Source organism: Aquamicrobium terrae (assembly GCF_052978165.1).
The window spans coordinates 1,002,311-1,019,996 of record NZ_JBRKLZ010000001.1 but is presented as its reverse complement, the minus strand read 5'-3'; the positions used below and the strand labels follow the sequence as shown (position 1 = coordinate 1,019,996).

15 protein-coding genes are annotated in these 17,686 nt (G+C 66.2%); 12 read left to right on the top strand and 3 right to left on the bottom strand.

The window, feature by feature from the left end; translation table 11 throughout:
- Positions 1-61 precede the first annotated feature (61 nt).
- Positions 62-1,066, bottom strand: coding sequence for a GlxA family transcriptional regulator (locus tag ACVCNR_RS05095; protein WP_447074013.1), 1,005 nt, complete (start codon positions 1,064-1,066; stop codon positions 62-64).
- A gap of 126 nt (positions 1,067-1,192) precedes the next feature.
- Here ACVCNR_RS05095 and ACVCNR_RS05090 point away from each other — a divergent pair, with 126 nt between their 5' ends.
- From ACVCNR_RS05090 to ACVCNR_RS05065, 6 genes are all read left to right on the top strand, one after another.
- Positions 1,193-2,446, top strand: coding sequence for a sarcosine oxidase subunit beta family protein (locus ACVCNR_RS05090; protein ID WP_447074012.1), 1,254 nt, complete (start codon positions 1,193-1,195; stop codon positions 2,444-2,446).
- A 13-nt stretch (positions 2,447-2,459) separates the two neighbouring features.
- A complete protein-coding gene (locus ACVCNR_RS05085) occupies positions 2,460-2,762 on the top strand; it encodes a sarcosine oxidase subunit delta (protein ID WP_354194046.1) in 303 nt (100 codons plus the stop codon).
- On the top strand, positions 2,759-5,758 hold the full coding sequence (locus ACVCNR_RS05080; RefSeq protein WP_447074011.1) for a sarcosine oxidase subunit alpha: 3,000 nt from the start codon (positions 2,759-2,761) through the stop codon (positions 5,756-5,758). Before ACVCNR_RS05085 ends, ACVCNR_RS05080 begins: the two co-directional genes overlap by 4 nt.
- A gap of 64 nt (positions 5,759-5,822) precedes the next feature.
- On the top strand, positions 5,823-6,383 hold the full coding sequence (locus ACVCNR_RS05075; RefSeq protein ID WP_447074010.1) for a sarcosine oxidase subunit gamma: 561 nt from the start codon (positions 5,823-5,825) through the stop codon (positions 6,381-6,383).
- A gap of 262 nt (positions 6,384-6,645) precedes the next feature.
- Positions 6,646-8,259, top strand: coding sequence for a gamma-glutamyltransferase (ggt, locus tag ACVCNR_RS05070; RefSeq protein WP_447075643.1), 1,614 nt, complete (start codon positions 6,646-6,648; stop codon positions 8,257-8,259).
- Positions 8,260-8,279: 20 nt separating this feature from the next.
- Positions 8,280-9,239 (top strand): 2-hydroxyacid dehydrogenase, encoded by a 960-nt coding sequence (locus ACVCNR_RS05065; RefSeq protein ID WP_447074009.1) that lies wholly within the window; start codon positions 8,280-8,282, stop codon positions 9,237-9,239.
- 21 nt (positions 9,240-9,260) lie between these two features.
- Here ACVCNR_RS05065 and ACVCNR_RS05060 read toward each other — a convergent pair whose 3' ends face one another.
- Positions 9,261-10,190: a LysR substrate-binding domain-containing protein gene (locus ACVCNR_RS05060; RefSeq protein ID WP_354194050.1), complete on the bottom strand. Its 930-nt coding sequence runs from the start codon at positions 10,188-10,190 to the stop codon at positions 9,261-9,263.
- A gap of 104 nt (positions 10,191-10,294) precedes the next feature.
- Between ACVCNR_RS05060 and ACVCNR_RS05055 the strand changes: the two genes are divergently transcribed.
- Genes ACVCNR_RS05055 through ACVCNR_RS05030 form a run of 6 tightly spaced genes read left to right on the top strand, consistent with a single transcriptional unit; the run spans position 10,295 to position 16,814 of the window.
- The gene (locus ACVCNR_RS05055) at positions 10,295-11,218 is read left to right on the top strand and encodes an ABC transporter permease (RefSeq protein WP_447074008.1); all 924 of its coding nucleotides are present in this window, start codon (positions 10,295-10,297) and stop codon (positions 11,216-11,218) included.
- Positions 11,215-12,054 carry an ABC transporter permease gene (locus tag ACVCNR_RS05050; RefSeq protein WP_354194052.1) on the top strand — a complete coding sequence of 280 codons (840 nt, stop codon included), beginning with the start codon at positions 11,215-11,217 and terminating at the stop codon, positions 12,052-12,054. The genes ACVCNR_RS05055 and ACVCNR_RS05050 overlap by 4 nt, the downstream gene beginning before the upstream one ends.
- Positions 12,055-12,094: 40 nt before the next feature.
- Positions 12,095-13,669 carry an ABC transporter substrate-binding protein gene (locus ACVCNR_RS05045; protein ID WP_447074007.1) on the top strand — a complete coding sequence of 525 codons (1,575 nt, stop codon included), beginning with the start codon at positions 12,095-12,097 and terminating at the stop codon, positions 13,667-13,669.
- Between the two features lie 8 nt (positions 13,670-13,677).
- Positions 13,678-14,499 (top strand): creatininase family protein, encoded by an 822-nt coding sequence (locus tag ACVCNR_RS05040; RefSeq protein ID WP_447074006.1) that lies wholly within the window; start codon positions 13,678-13,680, stop codon positions 14,497-14,499.
- Entirely contained in the window at positions 14,496-16,130 is a 1,635-nt protein-coding gene (locus ACVCNR_RS05035; protein ID WP_447074005.1) for a dipeptide ABC transporter ATP-binding protein, read from the top strand. Before ACVCNR_RS05040 ends, ACVCNR_RS05035 begins: the two co-directional genes overlap by 4 nt.
- A gap of 12 nt (positions 16,131-16,142) precedes the next feature.
- Positions 16,143-16,814 (top strand): RraA family protein, encoded by a 672-nt coding sequence (locus tag ACVCNR_RS05030; RefSeq protein ID WP_447074004.1) that lies wholly within the window; start codon positions 16,143-16,145, stop codon positions 16,812-16,814.
- 40 nt (positions 16,815-16,854) lie between these two features.
- Here ACVCNR_RS05030 and ACVCNR_RS05025 read toward each other — a convergent pair whose 3' ends face one another.
- The gene (locus tag ACVCNR_RS05025; RefSeq protein WP_447074003.1) at positions 16,855-17,613 is read right to left on the bottom strand and encodes an IclR family transcriptional regulator; all 759 of its coding nucleotides are present in this window, start codon (positions 17,611-17,613) and stop codon (positions 16,855-16,857) included.
- Positions 17,614-17,686: the final 73 nt, after the last annotated feature.

The following is a 17,686-nucleotide window of genomic DNA, read 5'->3' as shown; positions in this document are numbered from 1 at the left end:
CGGCGCACAGCGGCCTTTGAAGCGAGGCGGGCGGCTTGCCCGCCTCCTTTTTGGGCTGTTTTCAGTTCGCATTGCGGAACGATGCCGGCGTGGTGCCGTGCCGCTCGCGGAAGGCGCGGATGAAGTGCGAGGAATCGCAGAAGCCGCACGCCGCCGCGATCTCGGTCACCGATTGCTCGCTGTGGCGCAGCAGGAACTCGGCATATTCCAGCCGCATGATCTTGTAGGCCAATGCCGGCCCCATGCCGACGCTGGCCTGGAAATGCCGCTCCAGCTGGCGTCGGCTGGCGCCGAGCCGCCTGGCGATCTCCGTGGCCGACAGCGGCGTGTCTATGTTCTGCTGCATCAGGAGCAGCGCCTTCTTCACCAGCGCGTCGTCGGTGGCCAGATCGAGCGGAATGCCCGGCTGCGGCTTCTCCGCCCGCAGCGCGTCGTCGATGATCATGATGTGCAGGCTCTTGCGGGCCTGCGCGCGCCCGACGTGCTTTTCCACCAGATGCGCGGCCAGATGCGCCGAGCTTGCGCCGCCCGAGCAGGTCAGCCGGTCGCGGTCGACGATGAAGATCTGGTCCGAAACCGGTTTCAGCCCGTCGAACTGCTCCAGGAAATCGGCATGGTGGAACCAGCTCACGCAGCAGCGATAGCCGTCCATCAGGCCCGCGCGGTGCAGGATGAAGGCGCCGGTGCACACCCCCGCTAGCGGCACCTTCGCCGCCGCCGCGCGTTGCAGATAACGCGTATAGTCGGGGCTCATGTTGGGGATTTCGTCGATCAGCCCGCCGACCACGACGATATAGTCGAACTTGCGCGGATCGCCGAGCCGTTCATTGGGCTGCACCAGCACGCCGCAGCTCGATGCCACCGGGCTCATCGTGTCCGACAGCACCGTCCATTCGCAGAGGATCGGCCGGCTGCGGTCGCCCTCATCGGCGGCAAGGCGCAGCACGTCGACGAAATTGGCGAAGGCGCACAGCGTGAAACGGCGGGCCAGGATGAAGCCCACCGACAGGCGCGGGGCAGGGCTGGCGCGCCCCGGCTGCTGCCTGGACCTGACGCTTTGTTCCATAGGGCCTCCCCCAGCCTGCCTGTCGAAGGGGCTGTCGCAGGAATAACATTACGCTGACGCAATCGTTCTGTCCAACATGGCGGCGTTTCATGAATAGTGCGGCCATGTTGAACTCCGGGGAGTGCCATGACCCGCTTTTCGTTTTCGTCGCTCCTGACCAATGCCCTGACCGGCAACAAGAACTGGCAGCCGCAATGGCCCGATGCCGAGCCCAAGGCCGAATATGACGTCGTCATCGTCGGCGCCGGCGGCCATGGGCTGGGAGCCGCCTATTACCTGGCCAGGGAATACGGCATCACCAATGTCGCCATCATCGAGAAGGGATGGCTGGGTGGCGGCAACACCGGGCGCAACACCACCATCATCCGCTCCAACTACCTGTATGACGAGTCCGCCGGCATCTACGAGCATGCCATGAAGCTGTGGGAGGGCCTGAGCCAGGAACTCAACTACAACATCATGTTCTCGCAGCGCGGCGTGATGATGCTGGCGCACAATGTGCACGACGTGCAGAGCTTCAAGCGCCACATCCATGCTAACCGGCTGAACGGCATCGACAATGAGTGGCTGACGCCCGAGCAGGCGAAGGAGTATTGCCCGCCGCTCAACATCGCCGCCAATGCCCGCTATCCGGTGATGGGTGCCGCCTTGCAGCGACGCGGCGGCGTCGCCCGCCACGACGCGGTGGCCTGGGGCTATGCGCGCGGTGCGGCCGCGCGCGGCGTCGACATCATCCAGAACTGCCCGGTGACGGCGATCCGACGTGGGCCGGACGGTCGCGTCATGGGCGTCGAGACGGCGAAGGGCTTCATCAAGGCGAAGAAGGTCGGCGTCGTCGCTGCCGGCAACACCTCTGTCGTGATGGACACGGCCGGCGTGCGCCTGCCGCTGGAAAGCTATCCGCTGCAGGCGCTCGTCTCCGAGCCGGTGAAGCCGGTCTTCCCCTGCGTGGTCATGTCCAACACGGTGCACGCCTACATCTCTCAATCGGACAAGGGCGAGCTGGTGATCGGCTCGGGCACCGACCAGTATGTATCCTACAGCCAGCGCGGCGGCCTGCCGCTGATCGAGCACACCGTGGCGGCGATCTGCGAGGTGTTCCCGATCTTCACCCGCATGCGCATGCTGCGCAAATGGGGCGGCATCGTCGATGTCACGCCCGACCGTTCGCCGATCATCGGCAAGACGCCTGTGCCGGGCCTCTACGTCAATTGCGGCTGGGGCACGGGCGGTTTCAAGGCGACGCCGGGTTCGGCGCATGTCTTTGCCCACACCATCGCCCGCGACGAGCCGCACCCGATCAACGTGCCGTTCACGCTGGAGCGCTTCACCACCGGCCGGCTGATCGACGAGGCGGCGGCCGCCGCCGTCGCGCACTGAAGGAGGTTCCGCGATGCTTCTGATCCGCTGCCCCTATTGCGAGGCCGAGCGCCCGGAACTCGAATTCACCTATGCCGGTGAGGCGCATATCGTGCGACCCGCCGATCCGTCGAAGCTGAGCGACGAGGAGTGGCGCGACCATCTCTTCATCCGCTCCAATCCGCGCGGCCTTCACTATGAACGCTGGCGCCACCAGCATGGCTGCGCGCGCTTCTTCAACGCGGTGCGCGACACCGTGAGCGACAAATTTGTGATGACCTACAAGGCCGGGCTGCCGCGCCCGAGCGAGACCGAACTCGAGGATGCACGGTCATGACCAGCTACCGCATTTCCGGCAAGGGCCGCATCGACCGCTCGAAGCCGGTGCGCTTCACCTTCAACGGCGACAGCTACAACGGCTTCCAGGGCGACACGCTGGCTTCAGCGCTGCTCGCCAACGGCGTGCATCTGGTCGGGCGCTCGTTCAAGTATCACCGCCCGCGCGGCATATTGTCGGCCGGGTCGGAGGAGCCGAACGCGCTGGTCGGCACCCGTCGCGGTCCGGGGCGCTTCGAGCCCAACACGCGGGCGACGGTGCTTGAGGTGTATGACGGGCTCGCCACCACCAGCCAGAACCACTGGCCGTCGCTGAAGCGCGACAGCGGCGCGATCAATGACGCGCTCTACATGCTGTTTTCGGCCGGCTTCTACTACAAGACCTTCATGTGGCCGAAGAGCTTCTGGAACAAGGTCTACGAGCCGTTCATCCGTGGCGCCGCCGGCCTCGGCAAGTCGCCGACCGAACCGGACCCGGACAGCTATGCCAGCCGCTTCGCCCATTGCGACGTGCTTGTCGTCGGCGCCGGCCCGACGGGCCTGGCGGCCGCACTTGAGGCCGGCCGCAGCGGCGCCAGGGTCATGCTGGTGGACGAGCAGGCCGAGCCCGGCGGCTCGCTGCTGTCGGAAACGGATGTGCGCATCGACGGCCGCTCCGGCTGGGATTGGCTGAAGGCGGCCGCCGACGAACTGGCGGCGATGGCGAACGTCACCGTGCTGCCGCGCACCACGGCCATCGGTTACTACCACCAGAATTTCATCGGCCTTTGCCAGCGGCTGACCGACCACCTTCCCAACCCGCCGCAGGGTGCGCCGCGCGAGCGCATGTGGAAGGTGCGTGCAAGACAGGTGGTGCTGGCGCAGGGTGCGATCGAAAAGCCGATGGTGTTCGACGGCAACGATCGTCCTGGCGTCATGCTGGCCGGTGCCGCGCGCAGCTATCTCAACCGCTACGGCGTCAAGGTCGGCAACCGCCCGGTGGTGGTGACCTCGCACGACAGCGCCTGGCTCGTCGCCTTCGACCTCGCCGAGGCCGGCGCCAAGGTCGCGGCCATCGTCGATATCCGGCCCGAGGTCGCCGGCCATCTGAAGCAGCGCGCCGCTGCCCTGGGCATCGAGGCGCTGACCGCCTGGACCGTTACCGGCACCAGCGGCCGGTTGCGCGTCGCCTCGGTGCGCGTCAACCCGATCAGTCGCGGCGGCGTGGTCGGGCCCGCCCGCACCATTGCCTGCGATGCGCTCCTGATGAGCGGCGGCTGGACGCCGAGCGTGCATCTGTTCTCGCACACCAAGGGCAAGCTCGACTGGCACGAGGACGGCCAGATGTTCCTGCCGGGTGAACATGCCGAGGCGAGCCGCTGCGCCGGCGCCGGCAATGGCAGCTTCGGCCTTGCGGCCGCGCTTGCTGAAGGTGCCGAAGCCGGTGCGGCAGCGGCGGCAGACGCCGGCTTCAAGGCGAAAGCGGGCAGCTACGCGGTAGAGGGTGAGATGGCGCTGACCGGCGTCAGCAACCGCGAATTGCCGACCGACCGCAATGCGTCGAAGGCCAAGGCCTTCGTCGATTTCCAGAACGACGTCACTGCCAAGGACATCCGCCTTGCCGTGCGCGAGGGCTTCAAGTCCATCGAGCACATCAAGCGCTACACCACCACCGGCATGGCGACCGACCAGGGCAAGACCTCCAACATCAACGGCCTCGCCATCGCCTCGGATGCGGTGAAGCGGCCGGCACCGGCGGTGGGCCTCACCACCTTCCGCCCGCCCTATACGCCGACGACCTTCGGCGCTTTCGCCGGCTACCATCGCGGCGAGCTGTTCGAGGTGACACGCAAGACGCCTATCGACGGTTGGGCCGAGGAGAACGGCGCCGTGTTCGAGCCGGTGTCGCTGTGGCGCCGCGCCTGGTATTTCCCGAAGCCGGGCGAGGACATGCATGCCGCCGTGGCGCGCGAATGCAAGGCGGTGCGCGAGTCGCTCGGCATGTTCGACGCCTCGACACTCGGCAAGATCGAGATCGTCGGGCCGGATGCTGCCGAGTTCCTCAACCGCATGTACACCAATCCGTGGTCGAAATTGGCGCCCGGCCGCTGCCGCTACGGCCTGCTGCTCGGCGAGGACGGCTTCATCCGCGACGACGGCGTCATCGGCCGCATGACCAGCGACCGTTTCCACGTCACCACCACGACCGGGGGTGCTGCGCGGGTGCTGGCCATGATGGAGGACTATCTCCAGACCGAATGGCCGGATCTCAAGGTCTGGCTCACATCCACCACCGAGCAATGGGCGGTCATCGCGCTGCAGGGACCGAACGCGCGCAAGCTGCTGGAACCGCTGGTCGAGGGCATCGACCTGTCGGAAGAGGCCTTCCCGCACATGTCGGTGGCCGAAGGGCGCATCTGCGGCGTGCCGACCCGGCTGTTCCGCATGAGTTTCACCGGCGAGCGCGGCTATGAGGTCAACGTGCCGGCGCGCTACGGCCGTGCGGTATGGGAAAAGCTCCACGAGGCCGGGCAGGAATACGGCATCGTGCCCTATGGCACCGAGACCATGCACGTGCTGCGGGCCGAGAAGGGCTACATCATCGTCGGCCAGGACACCGACGGCACGCTGACGCCGGACGATGCCGGCCTCGGCTGGGCGATCGGCAAGGCCAAGCCCGATTTCGTCGGAAAGCGCTCGCTGACCCGGCCGGACATGCTGAAGGCCGACCGCAAGCAGCTCGTCGGCCTGCTGACGGACGACCCGACCACCGTGCTGGAGGAGGGCGCGCAGATCGTGCTCGACCCGAACCAGAACCTGCCGATGAAGATGGTCGGCCACGTCACCTCCTCCTACTGGAGTGCCGCGCTCGGCCGTTCCGTCGCGCTGGCGGTGATCGAGGGCGGGAGGGCGCGCGAGGGGGAGACCATCCATGTGCCGATGCCCGGCCGCACCCATCAGGCCAGGATCGTCGGCACGGTGTTCTACGATCCCGAAAACAAGCGCCTGAGCGCGTAGTTTCACGCAATTCCGGACGGAAAACCGCTGCGCACTTTTCCTGGAATTGCTCAAGGAGGCAACCATGCTGCATGAACATCACCCGCTGGTGGGCCGCGAGATCGCGGTCCGGGAAGCCGCTCCGCTCAGCATCCGAGTGGCTGCCGATTGTGCCCGCTTCAACCTGAGGCTCGATCCGTCACACATCGAGAAGGCGTCGAAGGCTTTCGGCCTGAGACTTCCGGCGAAGATCGGCGCCGTCGCCGTCGCCGGCGGCAGGATTGCGGCCTGTCTGGGGCCGGACGAATGGTATCTGACGGCGCCGCTGGCCGAGCAGGAAGCCGTCGAGGCTGCCTTCGCCGACCTCTACGCCACGGCGATCCACAGCCTCGTCGATATCGGCCATCGCGAGGTGGGCATCGAGGTGGAGGGCAGGGCGGCGCTGCTTGCGCTGCGCTCGGCGATCGCCTTCGACATCGAGGCGATGCCCGTCGGCAGCGGCTGCCGCACCATCTTCGACAAGGCCCAGATCGTGCTGCTGCGCGAGGCGGAGCACCGCTTCCGCATCGAGGTCTGGCGCACCTTCGCCGATCATGTCTGGGGCATTCTTCAGGCCGCCAGCCATGAAGTCGCGCTCGATATCTGACCGAATTTTTCCGGGCCCGGCCTAGCTTTCCAGCCATCGGCAATGGTCAGCCGTCAACTTCGGCCCCTGCCGGATCGCGGCCCGGGGTGGGCCGGATCGCATCCGGAATATGTGCTTTCCGACTTTTCTTCCCGCTATCTTCGCCTTAAGCCTTCGGCTTGAAGGCTGACGACGAACCGCCGCCGGACGTCAGCCGATGTGTAGCGAGGAAGTCGTGTTGACCCACCCAAATCTCCCCTTCACCTGCGAGAAGCGCCCGGCGATGGGGGCGAGAGGGGTGGTGGTGACCAATGCGCCGCTGGGCACCGCCGCCGGCAACGAGATGCTGGCGGTCGGCGGCAATGCCGTCGATGCGGCAGTGGCGGCGCTGCTGACGCTCACCGTGGTCGAGCCCATGATGGTGGGTATTGCCGGCGGCGGCGTGTCGCATATCCGGCTGGCGGACGGGCGGCATGTGGTGGTGGACGCGCTGTCGACGGCAGGTGCGGCGATGAGCGCAACCATGTTCACCCCGGTCTCGGACCTGCCGGGGCAATATATGGATACGCTGGAGCGCCGCAATCTGGTCGGCCCCTCGGCCGTCGCGGTGCCGGGCAACCTGCGCGGCTGGTGCCTGATGCACGAGAAATACGGCAAGCTGCCTTTTGCCGACGTCGTCGAGCCGGCAATTCGCGCCGCCGCGCGCGGCTTTGCCGTAAGCCACTATCTGAACGGGGCGATCCGCGAACACCAGGCCGACCTCGCGGCCGATCCCGAGATGGCACGCATGATGCTGCCCGGCGGCGCACCGGCCGAACCCGGCAGCCGCATGGTGATGGGCGCCTATGCCGACAGTCTTCGGCTGGTGCAGGCCGAGGGCGCATCGGCGCTGCACGGCGGCGCGCTGGGGCGGGCCCTGATCGAGCGGCTCCAGACCGGCGGCCCGGATGCGAGCGTGCTGACATTGGACGATCTCGCCTCCTACCGTGCCGTCGAGCGCGAAGCGATCTTCGGGAATTATCGCGGCCACACCATCGCCGGCCCGCCGCCGCCGGCCTCATCCGGCGTGCATGTCGTGCAGATGCTCAACATGCTGGAGAACTACGACGTCCGTGCCATGGGCTTCGGCACTGTCGAAAGCCTGCATCTGCTGGCCGAGGTGATCCGCATCGCTTTCGAGGACCGGCGCGCCGCGTCGGGCGATCCCGATTTCGTCGACGTGCCGGTCGACCTCTACACCTCCAAGGATTACGCCCGCATCTGTCTCGGCCGGATACGGGACTTGCCCCGCCCGATGCAGCCGCGACTTCGTGAAAGCGGCGATACCACCCATGTCACCGTGGCCGACCGGGACGGCAATGTGGTTGCCGCCACCCACACCATCAATGGCCTGTTCGGGGCGCGCATCATGGTGCCGGGCACGGGGATCATCCCCAACAACTACATGCTGAACTACGACCCGCGTCCCGGCAAGGCGATGTCCATCGCGCCCGGCAAGCGGGTGCCGACCTCGATGGCGCCGATGATGGCGCTGAAGGACGGCAAAATGCTCTTTGCCCTTGGCCTGCCGGGCGGGGTGCGGATCTTCCCTTCGGCCATGCAGGCCATCGTCAACCTGATCGATCACGGCATGAGCCTGCAACAGGCGGTCGAGGCGCCGCGGCTGTGGACCGATGGCCACCATATGGAGCTGGAGCCTGCCTATGCGCCCATGGAAGCGGCGCTCGCCGCCGGCGGCCGCGAGGTGAGGCTGATGAAGACCATCGGCGGCGGCATGAACGCCATCGCCTTCGGCGAAGACGGGATGATGACCGGTGCCGCGTGCTGGCGTGCGGACGGCACCGTCATGGCCCAGGGCGGAGGGCTGGCCCGGCCCGGCGTGCGGTTCCATATTTGAATGCGAAGATCGGAGTGCGAATGGTGCGACTGGTGATGCTCGACCCCACGACGCCTGCCCGGCTGGACCGGATACGGCCGTTCCTGCCGGAAGGATGGGAACTGGCGACCGCAGCCTCGCGCGCGGCCGGGGACCAGATCGCCGCCCTTTCGGGCGCGACCTTCGGGATCACCGGCGACGTGCCGGTCACGCCCGAGATGATGGCCACCCATGGGTTGCGCGCCATCCATAAATGGGGCGTCGGCTACGACAACATCGACCTCGACGCGGCGCGCCGGCACGGCGTGCGGGTGCTGCGCACCACCGGCTCGAACGCGGTGACCGTGGCCGAGACGACGCTGGGCCTGATCCTCGCCCTGAACCGCAATCTCGTGCGCGGCCATGTCGGTATCCTCGGCGGCGAATGGCGCAAGGGCGAGTTGTCGCCGACATCGATGCGGCTCTCGGGCAAGACAGTGGGCATCGTCGGCATGGGGTATATCGGCAAGGCGCTGGCCCGGCTGCTCTCCGGCTTCGGCTGCACGATCCTCTACACCAAGCGTACGCCGCTGAGTGCCGCGGAGGAGGCCGAAGCGGGGGTCCGGTTCGCCTCGCTGGAGGAACTGCTGCGGAGCGCCGACGTGGTGACGCTCAACTGCGAACTGAATGCCTCGACCCGCAATCTGATCGATCGCCGCACGCTGGCGCTGATGAAGCCCGATGCGCTGCTGGTGAATGCCGCCAGGGGTGGGGTCATGGTCGAGGCGGATGTGGCCGAGGCCATCCGCGAGGGGCGGCTGCGGGGCGCGGGAGTGGATGTCTTCGAGTTCGAGCCGGTGTCCGCGGACAATCCGCTGGTCGGGCTGGATCGGGTCATCACCACACCGCATATCGGCGCCGTCTCGGCCGACGGGTTCGCGCCTTCGATCACCAGGATGATCGGCAACCTGCATGCCATCGCCCGTGGCGAGGATCCGAACCCGATCGACGTTCTGGTGTGACGCCGTCCGGGACCGGCCGCTTCAGGAAACGGGCTCCTGGCCATAGCGTTGCGCAAGCTCGCCGGCAACGTGCCGGGTCGTGGCGATGAAATCCCGCACGATGGGCGAGGTTTCGCCCGTCGGCCAGGCGACGACCAGATCGATGGAACGCGGCAGTTCGGGGATCGGCCGGAATTCGAGGTAGGGCGAGCGGATATTGACAATCCATGAGGGCATGATCGCAACGCCGAGGCCCGACGCCACTTGTGCCGCGACCGCCGTGGTGTGCGTGCATTCCTGCACCACACGCGCCTGCAGCCCGGCCTTTCTCAGGGCGGCCATCATGATGGTGGCATATTTGGCGCCGAGAATGGGTGCGTAACCGATCAGCGGTTCGTCGAGAAAGTCATGCAGCGCGATCTCGGATTTCTCCGCCAGACGGTGGCCGCGAGGCAATGCGGCGACGAACCCCTCGCTCAGGATGGTTTCGACCTGCATGTGGGCGGCGCGCTCGGTCGGGCGGATGAAGGCGATGTTGATCTCGCCCGTCTCCAGTGTCCGCAACTGCTCGGCGGTGCCCAGCGGCACGACATCGACGATCACCGCCGGCCACAGCTTGCGGAATGCCGCCAGCACCGGCGGGATCACGTGGGTCATGGCCACGTTGACGCCTGCGACCGTGATGCGGCCTGTCGCTTCGCCGGCCATGGCTCTTGTGTGCGCCACCGCGCGGTCGGCGGCGTCCAGAAGCTCGCGCGCATGGCGAAGCAGCGTGTGTCCCGCCGACGTCAGCCGGGTCCGCCGCGTGGTGCGGTGGAACAGGGCAACGCCCAGCCGCTCCTCCATCAGGCGGATCTGCTGGCTCAGCGGCGCTTGCGCCATGCCCAGCCGCTCGGCGGCACGTCCGAAATGCAACTCCTCCGCCAGACAGACGAAGTAACGCAACTGGCGCAGATCGACCCCGCTATTCATATCGAAAACATATTAAATGGTTGCTTATTTGGCAATTGATCTAAATAAATTCGCGTGTTTCGCTCACGTGGTTGTCGACGGCGTGCGGAGATGCTCCTGACAAGATGACCCGGTTCTGGCTGATCAAACTCCTGCGCACGATCCTCACCCTCTGGTTCGTGGTGACTTTCACCTTCGTCGTGCTCAGGACTTCCGGCGATCCGGTCGTCGCCCTGCTGGGCGGCGATGCGATGCCGGACGAGATCGAGCAGTTCCGCCGCCAATGGGGCCTCGACCAGCCGCTGATCGTGCAATATCTCAGCTATATCGGGCAGATGGCGACCGGCCAGTTCGGCGATTCCCTGCTCGACCACCGGCCGGTGATGGACATCATCCTCGAACGGGTGCCGGCGACGGTGAGCCTGGGGCTGGTCGCCTATCTGCTGGCGACGCTTGTCGGCATTCCGGCGGGCATCATCGCCGCCCTGCGGCGCGGGCGATTCGTCGACCGGGCAATCATGGCCTTCGCGGTGTTCGGCTTCGCGCTGCCGAACTTCTTCCTCGGCATCCTGATGATCCTCCTGTTCTCGCTGATGCTTCAGGTGCTGCCTTCGTCGGGAACGGGAACGATATGGCATTTCATCATGCCGGCCGTGACGCTCGGCACGTTCACCGCCGGAACGCTGGCGCGCTTCACACGCTCGGCGATGCTGGAGGTTCTGGAGCGGCCCTATATGCGCGCCGCGGCCGCCAAGGGCGTGCCGGCGGTGAAGCGCATCCTGTTCCACGCCTTCCCGAATGCCGCCATCCCCATCGTCACCATCGTCGGCCTGAATCTGGGCCAGCTCATTGCGGGCGCCATCGTGGTCGAGACCGTCTTTGCCTGGCCCGGCGTCGGCCGTCTGCTGGTCACCGCCGTCTCGCAACGCGATCTGGCGCTCGTGCAGGGGCTGGTGCTGGTCATCGCCGCCACCATGGTGCTCGCCAATCTGGCCGTCGACCTGACCTATGGCCTGCTGGATCCGCGCATACGCAAAGGTGCACGATGAAACGCCGCCCTTCCGTCATCGTCATCCTTTCGGCGCTGGTCCTGCTGGCCGTGGTGATCGTCGCCCTGGTGGGCAATGTCTTCACCTCTCACGCCGTGACCGGCCAGGACCTGCTGAACCGGCTGAAGCCGCCCGCCTTCCTCGGCGGTCCCGAGCAATATCCGCTGGGCACCGACCGCATCGGGCGCGACATGGTGGCCCGGCTGGTCGCCGGCTTGCAGATGTCGCTTTCGGTGGCGCTGGCCGGCACCCTGATCGGCGCGGTTTTCGGCACCGTCATCGGCTTTATCGCCGCGCATTTCCGCGGCTGGGTCGAGGAGGTGCTGATGATGTTCGTCGACTTCCAGGCCTCGCTGCCCTTCATCCTCATCGCCTTGACGCTTTTGGCCTTCTTCGGCAACTCGATGACGCTGTTCATCATCCTGATGGGCCTGTTCGGCTGGGAAACCTATGCCCGTCTCGCCCGCGGCGTCGTGCTGTCGGCCACGTCGCAGCCCTACGCGCGGGCCGTCGTGGCGCTGGGCGCACACCCGTTGCAGCTCTATGTGAAGCATATCCTGCCCAATGTGGCCTCGGCGCTGATCGTGCAGATCACGCTGACCTTCCCGCAGATCATCCTGCTGGAAACCGCTCTGTCGTTCCTGGGGCTCGGCATACAGCCGCCGAACACCAGTCTGGGCCAGATCCTCGGCGACGGCCGCGACTATCTCTCCACCGCCTGGTGGATCTCGGTCTGGCCGGGCGTGCTGATCTTCGTGATCACCTTGTCGATGTCGATCCTGGGCGATGCGCTGCGCGACCGGCTCGACCCGATGCTGAAGACGAGAACGAGCTGATGTACCGATTCACGACACAAGGGAACAAGGAGGCAGGCTGATGATTACCCGACGGACTTTCGGCAAATATTCGCTTGGGGCCGGAATGGCGGCTCTCACCCAGCCGATCACAACGGTTTTCGCCCAATCGCGCCCCACCATCACCATCGCGGTGGACAATCTCTGGGCCAACATCAACACCATCAACGGGATCGCCACCACCACGCGGCGCTTCTTTCCCAACATCTACTCCCACCTGGTGGAGCGCGACTACATCGCCGACAAGGAAGGCCTCATCCTGCGCCCCGGGGTGGCGACGGAATGGAACCAGGACGGCAAGGTCTGGACCATCAAGCTGCGCGAGGGGGTCAAGTTCCACAACGGCGAGACGATGACCGCCGAGGACGTGGCCTTTACGCTCGGTCCGGAGCGCCTGTGGGGCGACCAGCCGTTCGAGCCGCGCGGGCGCACCTTCGCCGCCGGCTTCGTGCGCGTCGAGGCCAAGGATAACCTGACGGTGGAGATCGAGACCGAGCGCGTCGATCCTTATATCCCGGGCAAGCTCACCGGCTATATCGGCTTCGTGGTGCCGAAGAAGCACTATCTGGACGTGGGCGTCGATGCCTTCGGGCAGGCGCCGATCGGCTCGGGTCCCTACCAGGTGACCACCTTCCGCTCGGGGGAGGTGCTCGAGATGGAAGCTTTCGACGATTACTGGGAAGGCCCGCCCCCAGCGCAGAAGCTCATCTGGAAGATCGTGCCGGAATTCGCCGGCCGCATGGCCGGTCTGGTGTCGCGCGAGTTCGATTTCATGGCGAACATCCCGACCGACCAGGAAGCGCAGATGGGCAGCTATTCCGACATCACGGTCGCCCGGGCGCTGGCCGGAAACTATCCGGCCTTCGCATTCAACTGTCGCGCGGACCCGGAGGACAATCCTTTGGTCGACGTCAACCTGCGCAAGGGCATGGTGCAGGCCATCGACATGGATTCCATCGTGCAGGCGCTGTTCGGCGAAACCACGTTCCATCCGGCGGTGCCGTTCAATTTCCCCGAATACGGGAAGTTCTACGACCCGGACATGCCCAATCCTCTGCCCTACGATCAGGAGGCGGCGCGCGCGCTGATCGCCAAGTCGGGCTATGACGGAAAGCCGCTGCGCTGGCACATCACCCGCTCGTTCTATCCGAACTACGAGGCGGCGGCCGAGATCATGATCGAGATGTGGCGGCAGGTCGGGGTGAACGTGCAGGCGATCATCCTCGACAATTTCGAGCTGGTCTACACGCGCCCCTACCACCTGATGAACATGTCGATGTCCACCGACTTCATCCCCGGCGATCCCTATCAGCCGCTATGGCTGGATTGGGGCCCGACCGCCAGCCGCTCGACCGCCCACTGGAAGACATGGGATCCGACACCGGAATATCTCGCCGCCGGCAAGGAGTTCGAGGAGGCGACCGACTTCGAAAGCCGCAAGGCCGCCTATCTCAAGCTGTCGAAGGCATGGCAGGACGTGACGCCCGGCTACTACATGTGGAAGAGCGTCTACAACTGGGCTCACCGCTCCGACATCGAGTTCGTGCCGCGCCCGGACGGCGAGATGCGCATCTTCGGCGACTACACCAAGCTTTGAGGCGCCAGGTGTCGAAACACGCCCTGAAAGACATGACGGCCGCGGAATTCCGCGACCGTCTCACCCCGCAAACCGTGATCCTCCTGCCGTTCGGCAGCCAGGAGGAGCAGGGGCCGCATGCGCCCATGGGCGACTATATGCTGGCCGATGCGGTCGCTTGCAGGGCGGCTGAGCTTTCGGGCGCCATCGCGGCTCCTTGCGTGCCGTTCGGCTATGCCGAATTCTTCCGCGGCTTCCCCGGCGGCATCCAGTTGCGCGCCGCGACGTTCACCGCGCTGGTCGAGGACATGCTCGGCGCGTTCCTCGACCACGGCATCGAAAGGCTTGTGATCCTGAACGGCCACACCACGAATTCCACCCTCATCGACCAGGTGCAGCGCAAGATCCGCCGTGAGCGCGGCGTGGCGGTGGCCTCGATCGACCTGTGGCGCTCGATCCCCGACAGCCTCTGGTCGGATATCCATGGCCCCGACGCGGCCCGAGCCCGGGGGCATGGCGCCGATCCGCTGACGTCGCTGGGCCTTTATCTCTATCCCGAAAAGATGCGCGCCGACCTGATCCGTCCTTCGACCGCGGCCACGGCTTTCGGCCTGCCCGGAGCCTCCGTCGCCGGCGTGAAGTTCGAAGGCGCGCATGTGAACCTGCCGCTCGACGCGCATGAGGTGAATGCCGACGGGATGCTGGCCGGCGATGCCCTGCTGGCCTCTGCCGAAGCCGGGGCGCGCATCTTCGATCATGTTACCGGTTTCGTCGCCCGCTTCGTCGGTCACATGCGCCGGTGCGATCCGCGCCAGCCCTTTGCCCTCCCGCTTGGCGAGGTGGTGGAATGAGCGCGCCGCTGCTGGACATCCGCAACCTGTTCGTGCCGTTGCCGGAAGGCTCGGACCGGCCCTATGCGGTGGAGGACCTGTCGCTCACGCTGGCGAAGAGCGAGATCCTCTGCATCGTGGGCGAGACCGGATCGGGCAAGTCGTTGACCGCAATGGCGACGATGGGCCTTCTTCCGCCCAATCTGCCGCCTGCGCGCGGGCAGGTTCTGTTCGAGGGCGACGACCTCCTGACCTTGCCGAATTCGGTGCGTCTCAAGATGGCGGGCAGCCGGCTGGCGATGATCTTCCAGGAGCCCATCGCGGCCCTCAACCCGATCTACAGGGTCGGCGAACAGGTGTCGGAGACGTTCCGTCTCCATACGGATCTTCCCGCCGCGGAAATCAGGAAGCGGGTGATCGATCTGTTCCACGAGGTACGCCTGCCGAACCCGCAGGAGATCTTCAACGCCTATCCGCACCAGCTTTCGGGCGGCCAGTGCCAGCGGGTGATGATCGCCTCGGCCCTCGCGCTTGACCCGGCGCTGCTGATCGCCGACGAGCCGACCACCGCCCTGGACGTGACCACGCAGGCGCAGATCCTGAAGCTGATGCTGGACCTGCGCGAAAAGCACGGCACCGGCATCCTGTTCATCACCCACGACTTCGGCGTCGTGGCCGAGATCGCCGACCGGGTGGCCGTTATGCGCCATGGCAGGCTGGTCGAGATCGGCCCGGCGGGGGAGGTGCTGGCCAATCCGCAAGCCGAATACACCAGGCAGCTTCTGGCGGCCGTGCCCAAGCTGGAGCCGAGGCGGTCGCGCCCCGGCCTCGGCGAGGCCGTGCTGAAAGCCACCGGTATCGACAAGCTGTTCAGCACCCGCAGCATCCTCGGCGCCGCGCGCGAAGTGCGGGCGGTGGACAATGTCGACCTTACCATCCGCCGCGGCGAGACGGTGGGGCTGGTCGGCGAAAGCGGCTCGGGCAAATCCACGCTGGCGCAATGCGTCATCCGCCTGATCGAACCGGACAGCGGCGATGTGATCATCTCGGGCGGCGAGTTTACAGGACTGAAGGGCGCGGCGCTGCGCGCGGCCCGCCGCCGCGTGCAGATCGTGTTCCAGGACCCCTATACCGCGCTCGATCCCCGTCAGGCAGTGGGCTCCGCTATCGCCGAAGGGCCGATGATCCACGGCCTGTTCGCCGGCAAGGCGCGCGAACGGGCGCTCGACCTGCTGGAAGCCGTGGGCCTCGACCGGTCCGCCGCCAACCGCTTTCCGCATGAATTCTCCGGCGGCCAGCGGCAGCGGATCTGCATCGCGCGTGCGCTCGCGGTGGAGCCCGAATTGCTGATCGCAGATGAAAGCGTCTCGGCGCTCGATGTTTCCGTGCAGGCGCAGATACTCGACCTGCTGGCGAGGATGCAGGAGCGGCTGAAGTTCGGCATGCTGTTCATCACGCACGACCTGCGGGTCGCCTCGCGGGTCTGCGACCGGATCGCCGTGATGCGGCAGGGAAAGGTGATCGAGGAGGCCGAGCCCGCCACGCTTTTCGCCGAGCCGCGCGAGCCCTATACCCGCGCGCTGCTGGCGGCCGTTCCGGGACGCGACTGGCAGAATGCCCCGGACACCCCTCCGCTCCCGGCGGGCGAATAAAGGAACCAGCCCATGCAGAAGTACCATATCGGCGCCGAGCCGAACCGTATCGACCAGGCCCTTGTCGAGGGGCTGGGGGCGGTGGAGGTCGCCACCATCGGCCATTTTCGCCATCGTGGCTTCGTCAGCCATCGCCTGCGCCCCCTTGCGCCGCTGGAGCATACGCTTGTCGGCACCGCCATCACCGTGGCGATTCCCGCCACGGATTCGACGCTTCTGCACCATGCCCTGTCAGTTGTGAGACCGGGCGATGTGCTGGTCATCGACCGTCTGGGAGACACCCGCCACGCCTGCCTGGGCGGTGGCGTGGCCTTCGCCGCGAAAGTGGCGGGTGCCGTCGCCGTCGTTCTCGATGGCCCGTGCACCGACGCCGAAGAGATCGTCGAGGTGGGCCTGCCGGTGTTCTGCACCGGCATTTCGGGGATCACGACAAGGCTCAACGACCTTGGCGGCAGCCTCAACAAGCCGGTATCGTGCGGCGGTGTGCCGGTATTGCCCGGCGATGTGGTGATGCTCGACAATTGCGGCGTGCTGGTTCTGCCGCCGGACGAGGCGTCGCAGGTGCTCGAGGAAGGCGCTGCCCGTCAGGCGCGGGCCAACCGCAACCGTGGCCGTATCGAAGCAGGCGAGAAGCTGGGCGATCTCTCCGGCGCCAGCGCCCTAGTGACCGCCGGGCTGCGCTGACGCTCCTGTCGCGGCATCGCGCCATAGCCCCGGAAACGGTTCAGAAGGTCTGGGACAGCTTTCGCGAGGCTGCCTGCAATACGGGTATGTAGCGCTTTGCCTTCTCAAGGCTCATCCGGGCCTTGGGAGCATGGCAGGCGAGGGAGGCCACGACCCGTCCGTTGCGGTCCAGGACCGGCACCGCGATGGCGATGAGCCCGACCATGAACTCCTCCCGGTCGGTGCTGTAACCGTTGCGCAGGATGGTGGCGAATTCCGACTCCAGCGCCTCGGGCGCGGTCAGGGTGGTCGGGGTGTACCGCTCGAAAGTCACGAGCGACAGAAGCTTCTGGCGCTGCTGTTCGTCCATGTGGGCCAGCAACAATTTGCCGCTTGCCGTGCAGTGCAGGGGAACCCTGGAGCCCACCTCCAGATGCACGCGCAGCGGCCAGTTGGCCTCGACGCGGGCGAGGTAGATCGCTTCGGTGCCGGTTCGCGTCACGAAATTGCAGGTCTCTCCCGTGATGTCCACGACCTGCTGGAGGATCGCGTGCCTCTGGGTTCCGACCCCCAGCCGCACGATGCTGAGGCCCATGCGGAACAGGCGCGGCCCGACCGAATAGTGGCGTCCGTCGGGCTCGCGGAACAGGAATCCCTCGTCCACCAGCCTCTGGCACAGGCGATGCAATGTGGCCTTGGGCATGTCGATGTGCCCGGCCAGCTCCGGCAAGGTGACCGGACGGTCCGCCAGGCCGATCAGTTCGATGATGTTGAGACTGCGGGTGATGGCGGAACTGGAGAGATCGGCCTGCGCGTTCATGGTGCCTCCTTGTCTCATCCAGTGAGACAGCAAACAATCTCGATGAAAAATTCCTGCATATTTTTGTCATCAT

Bases quoted from the DNA above. Each gene is read 5' to 3' on its own strand.
- ACVCNR_RS05075 (WP_447074010.1), top strand. From the start codon at position 5,823: ATGCTGCATGAACATCACCCGCTGGTGGGCCGCGAGATCGCGGTCCGG.
- ACVCNR_RS05090 (WP_447074012.1), top strand. From the start codon at position 1,193: ATGACCCGCTTTTCGTTTTCGTCGCTCCTGACCAATGCCCTGACCGGC.
- ACVCNR_RS05025 (WP_447074003.1), bottom strand. From the start codon at position 17,613: ATGAACGCGCAGGCCGATCTCTCCAGTTCCGCCATCACCCGCAGTCTC.
- ACVCNR_RS05080 (WP_447074011.1), top strand. From the start codon at position 2,759: ATGACCAGCTACCGCATTTCCGGCAAGGGCCGCATCGACCGCTCGAAG.
- ACVCNR_RS05065 (WP_447074009.1), top strand. From the start codon at position 8,280: ATGGTGCGACTGGTGATGCTCGACCCCACGACGCCTGCCCGGCTGGAC.
- ACVCNR_RS05030 (WP_447074004.1), top strand. From the start codon at position 16,143: ATGCAGAAGTACCATATCGGCGCCGAGCCGAACCGTATCGACCAGGCC.
- ACVCNR_RS05085 (WP_354194046.1), top strand. From the start codon at position 2,460: ATGCTTCTGATCCGCTGCCCCTATTGCGAGGCCGAGCGCCCGGAACTC.
- ACVCNR_RS05060 (WP_354194050.1), bottom strand. From the start codon at position 10,190: ATGAATAGCGGGGTCGATCTGCGCCAGTTGCGTTACTTCGTCTGTCTG.
- ACVCNR_RS05055 (WP_447074008.1), top strand. From the start codon at position 10,295: ATGACCCGGTTCTGGCTGATCAAACTCCTGCGCACGATCCTCACCCTC.
- ACVCNR_RS05050 (WP_354194052.1), top strand. From the start codon at position 11,215: ATGAAACGCCGCCCTTCCGTCATCGTCATCCTTTCGGCGCTGGTCCTG.
- ACVCNR_RS05095 (WP_447074013.1), bottom strand. From the start codon at position 1,066: ATGGAACAAAGCGTCAGGTCCAGGCAGCAGCCGGGGCGCGCCAGCCCT.
- ACVCNR_RS05045 (WP_447074007.1), top strand. From the start codon at position 12,095: ATGATTACCCGACGGACTTTCGGCAAATATTCGCTTGGGGCCGGAATG.
- ACVCNR_RS05035 (WP_447074005.1), top strand. From the start codon at position 14,496: ATGAGCGCGCCGCTGCTGGACATCCGCAACCTGTTCGTGCCGTTGCCG.
- ggt (WP_447075643.1), top strand. From the start codon at position 6,646: ATGGGGGCGAGAGGGGTGGTGGTGACCAATGCGCCGCTGGGCACCGCC.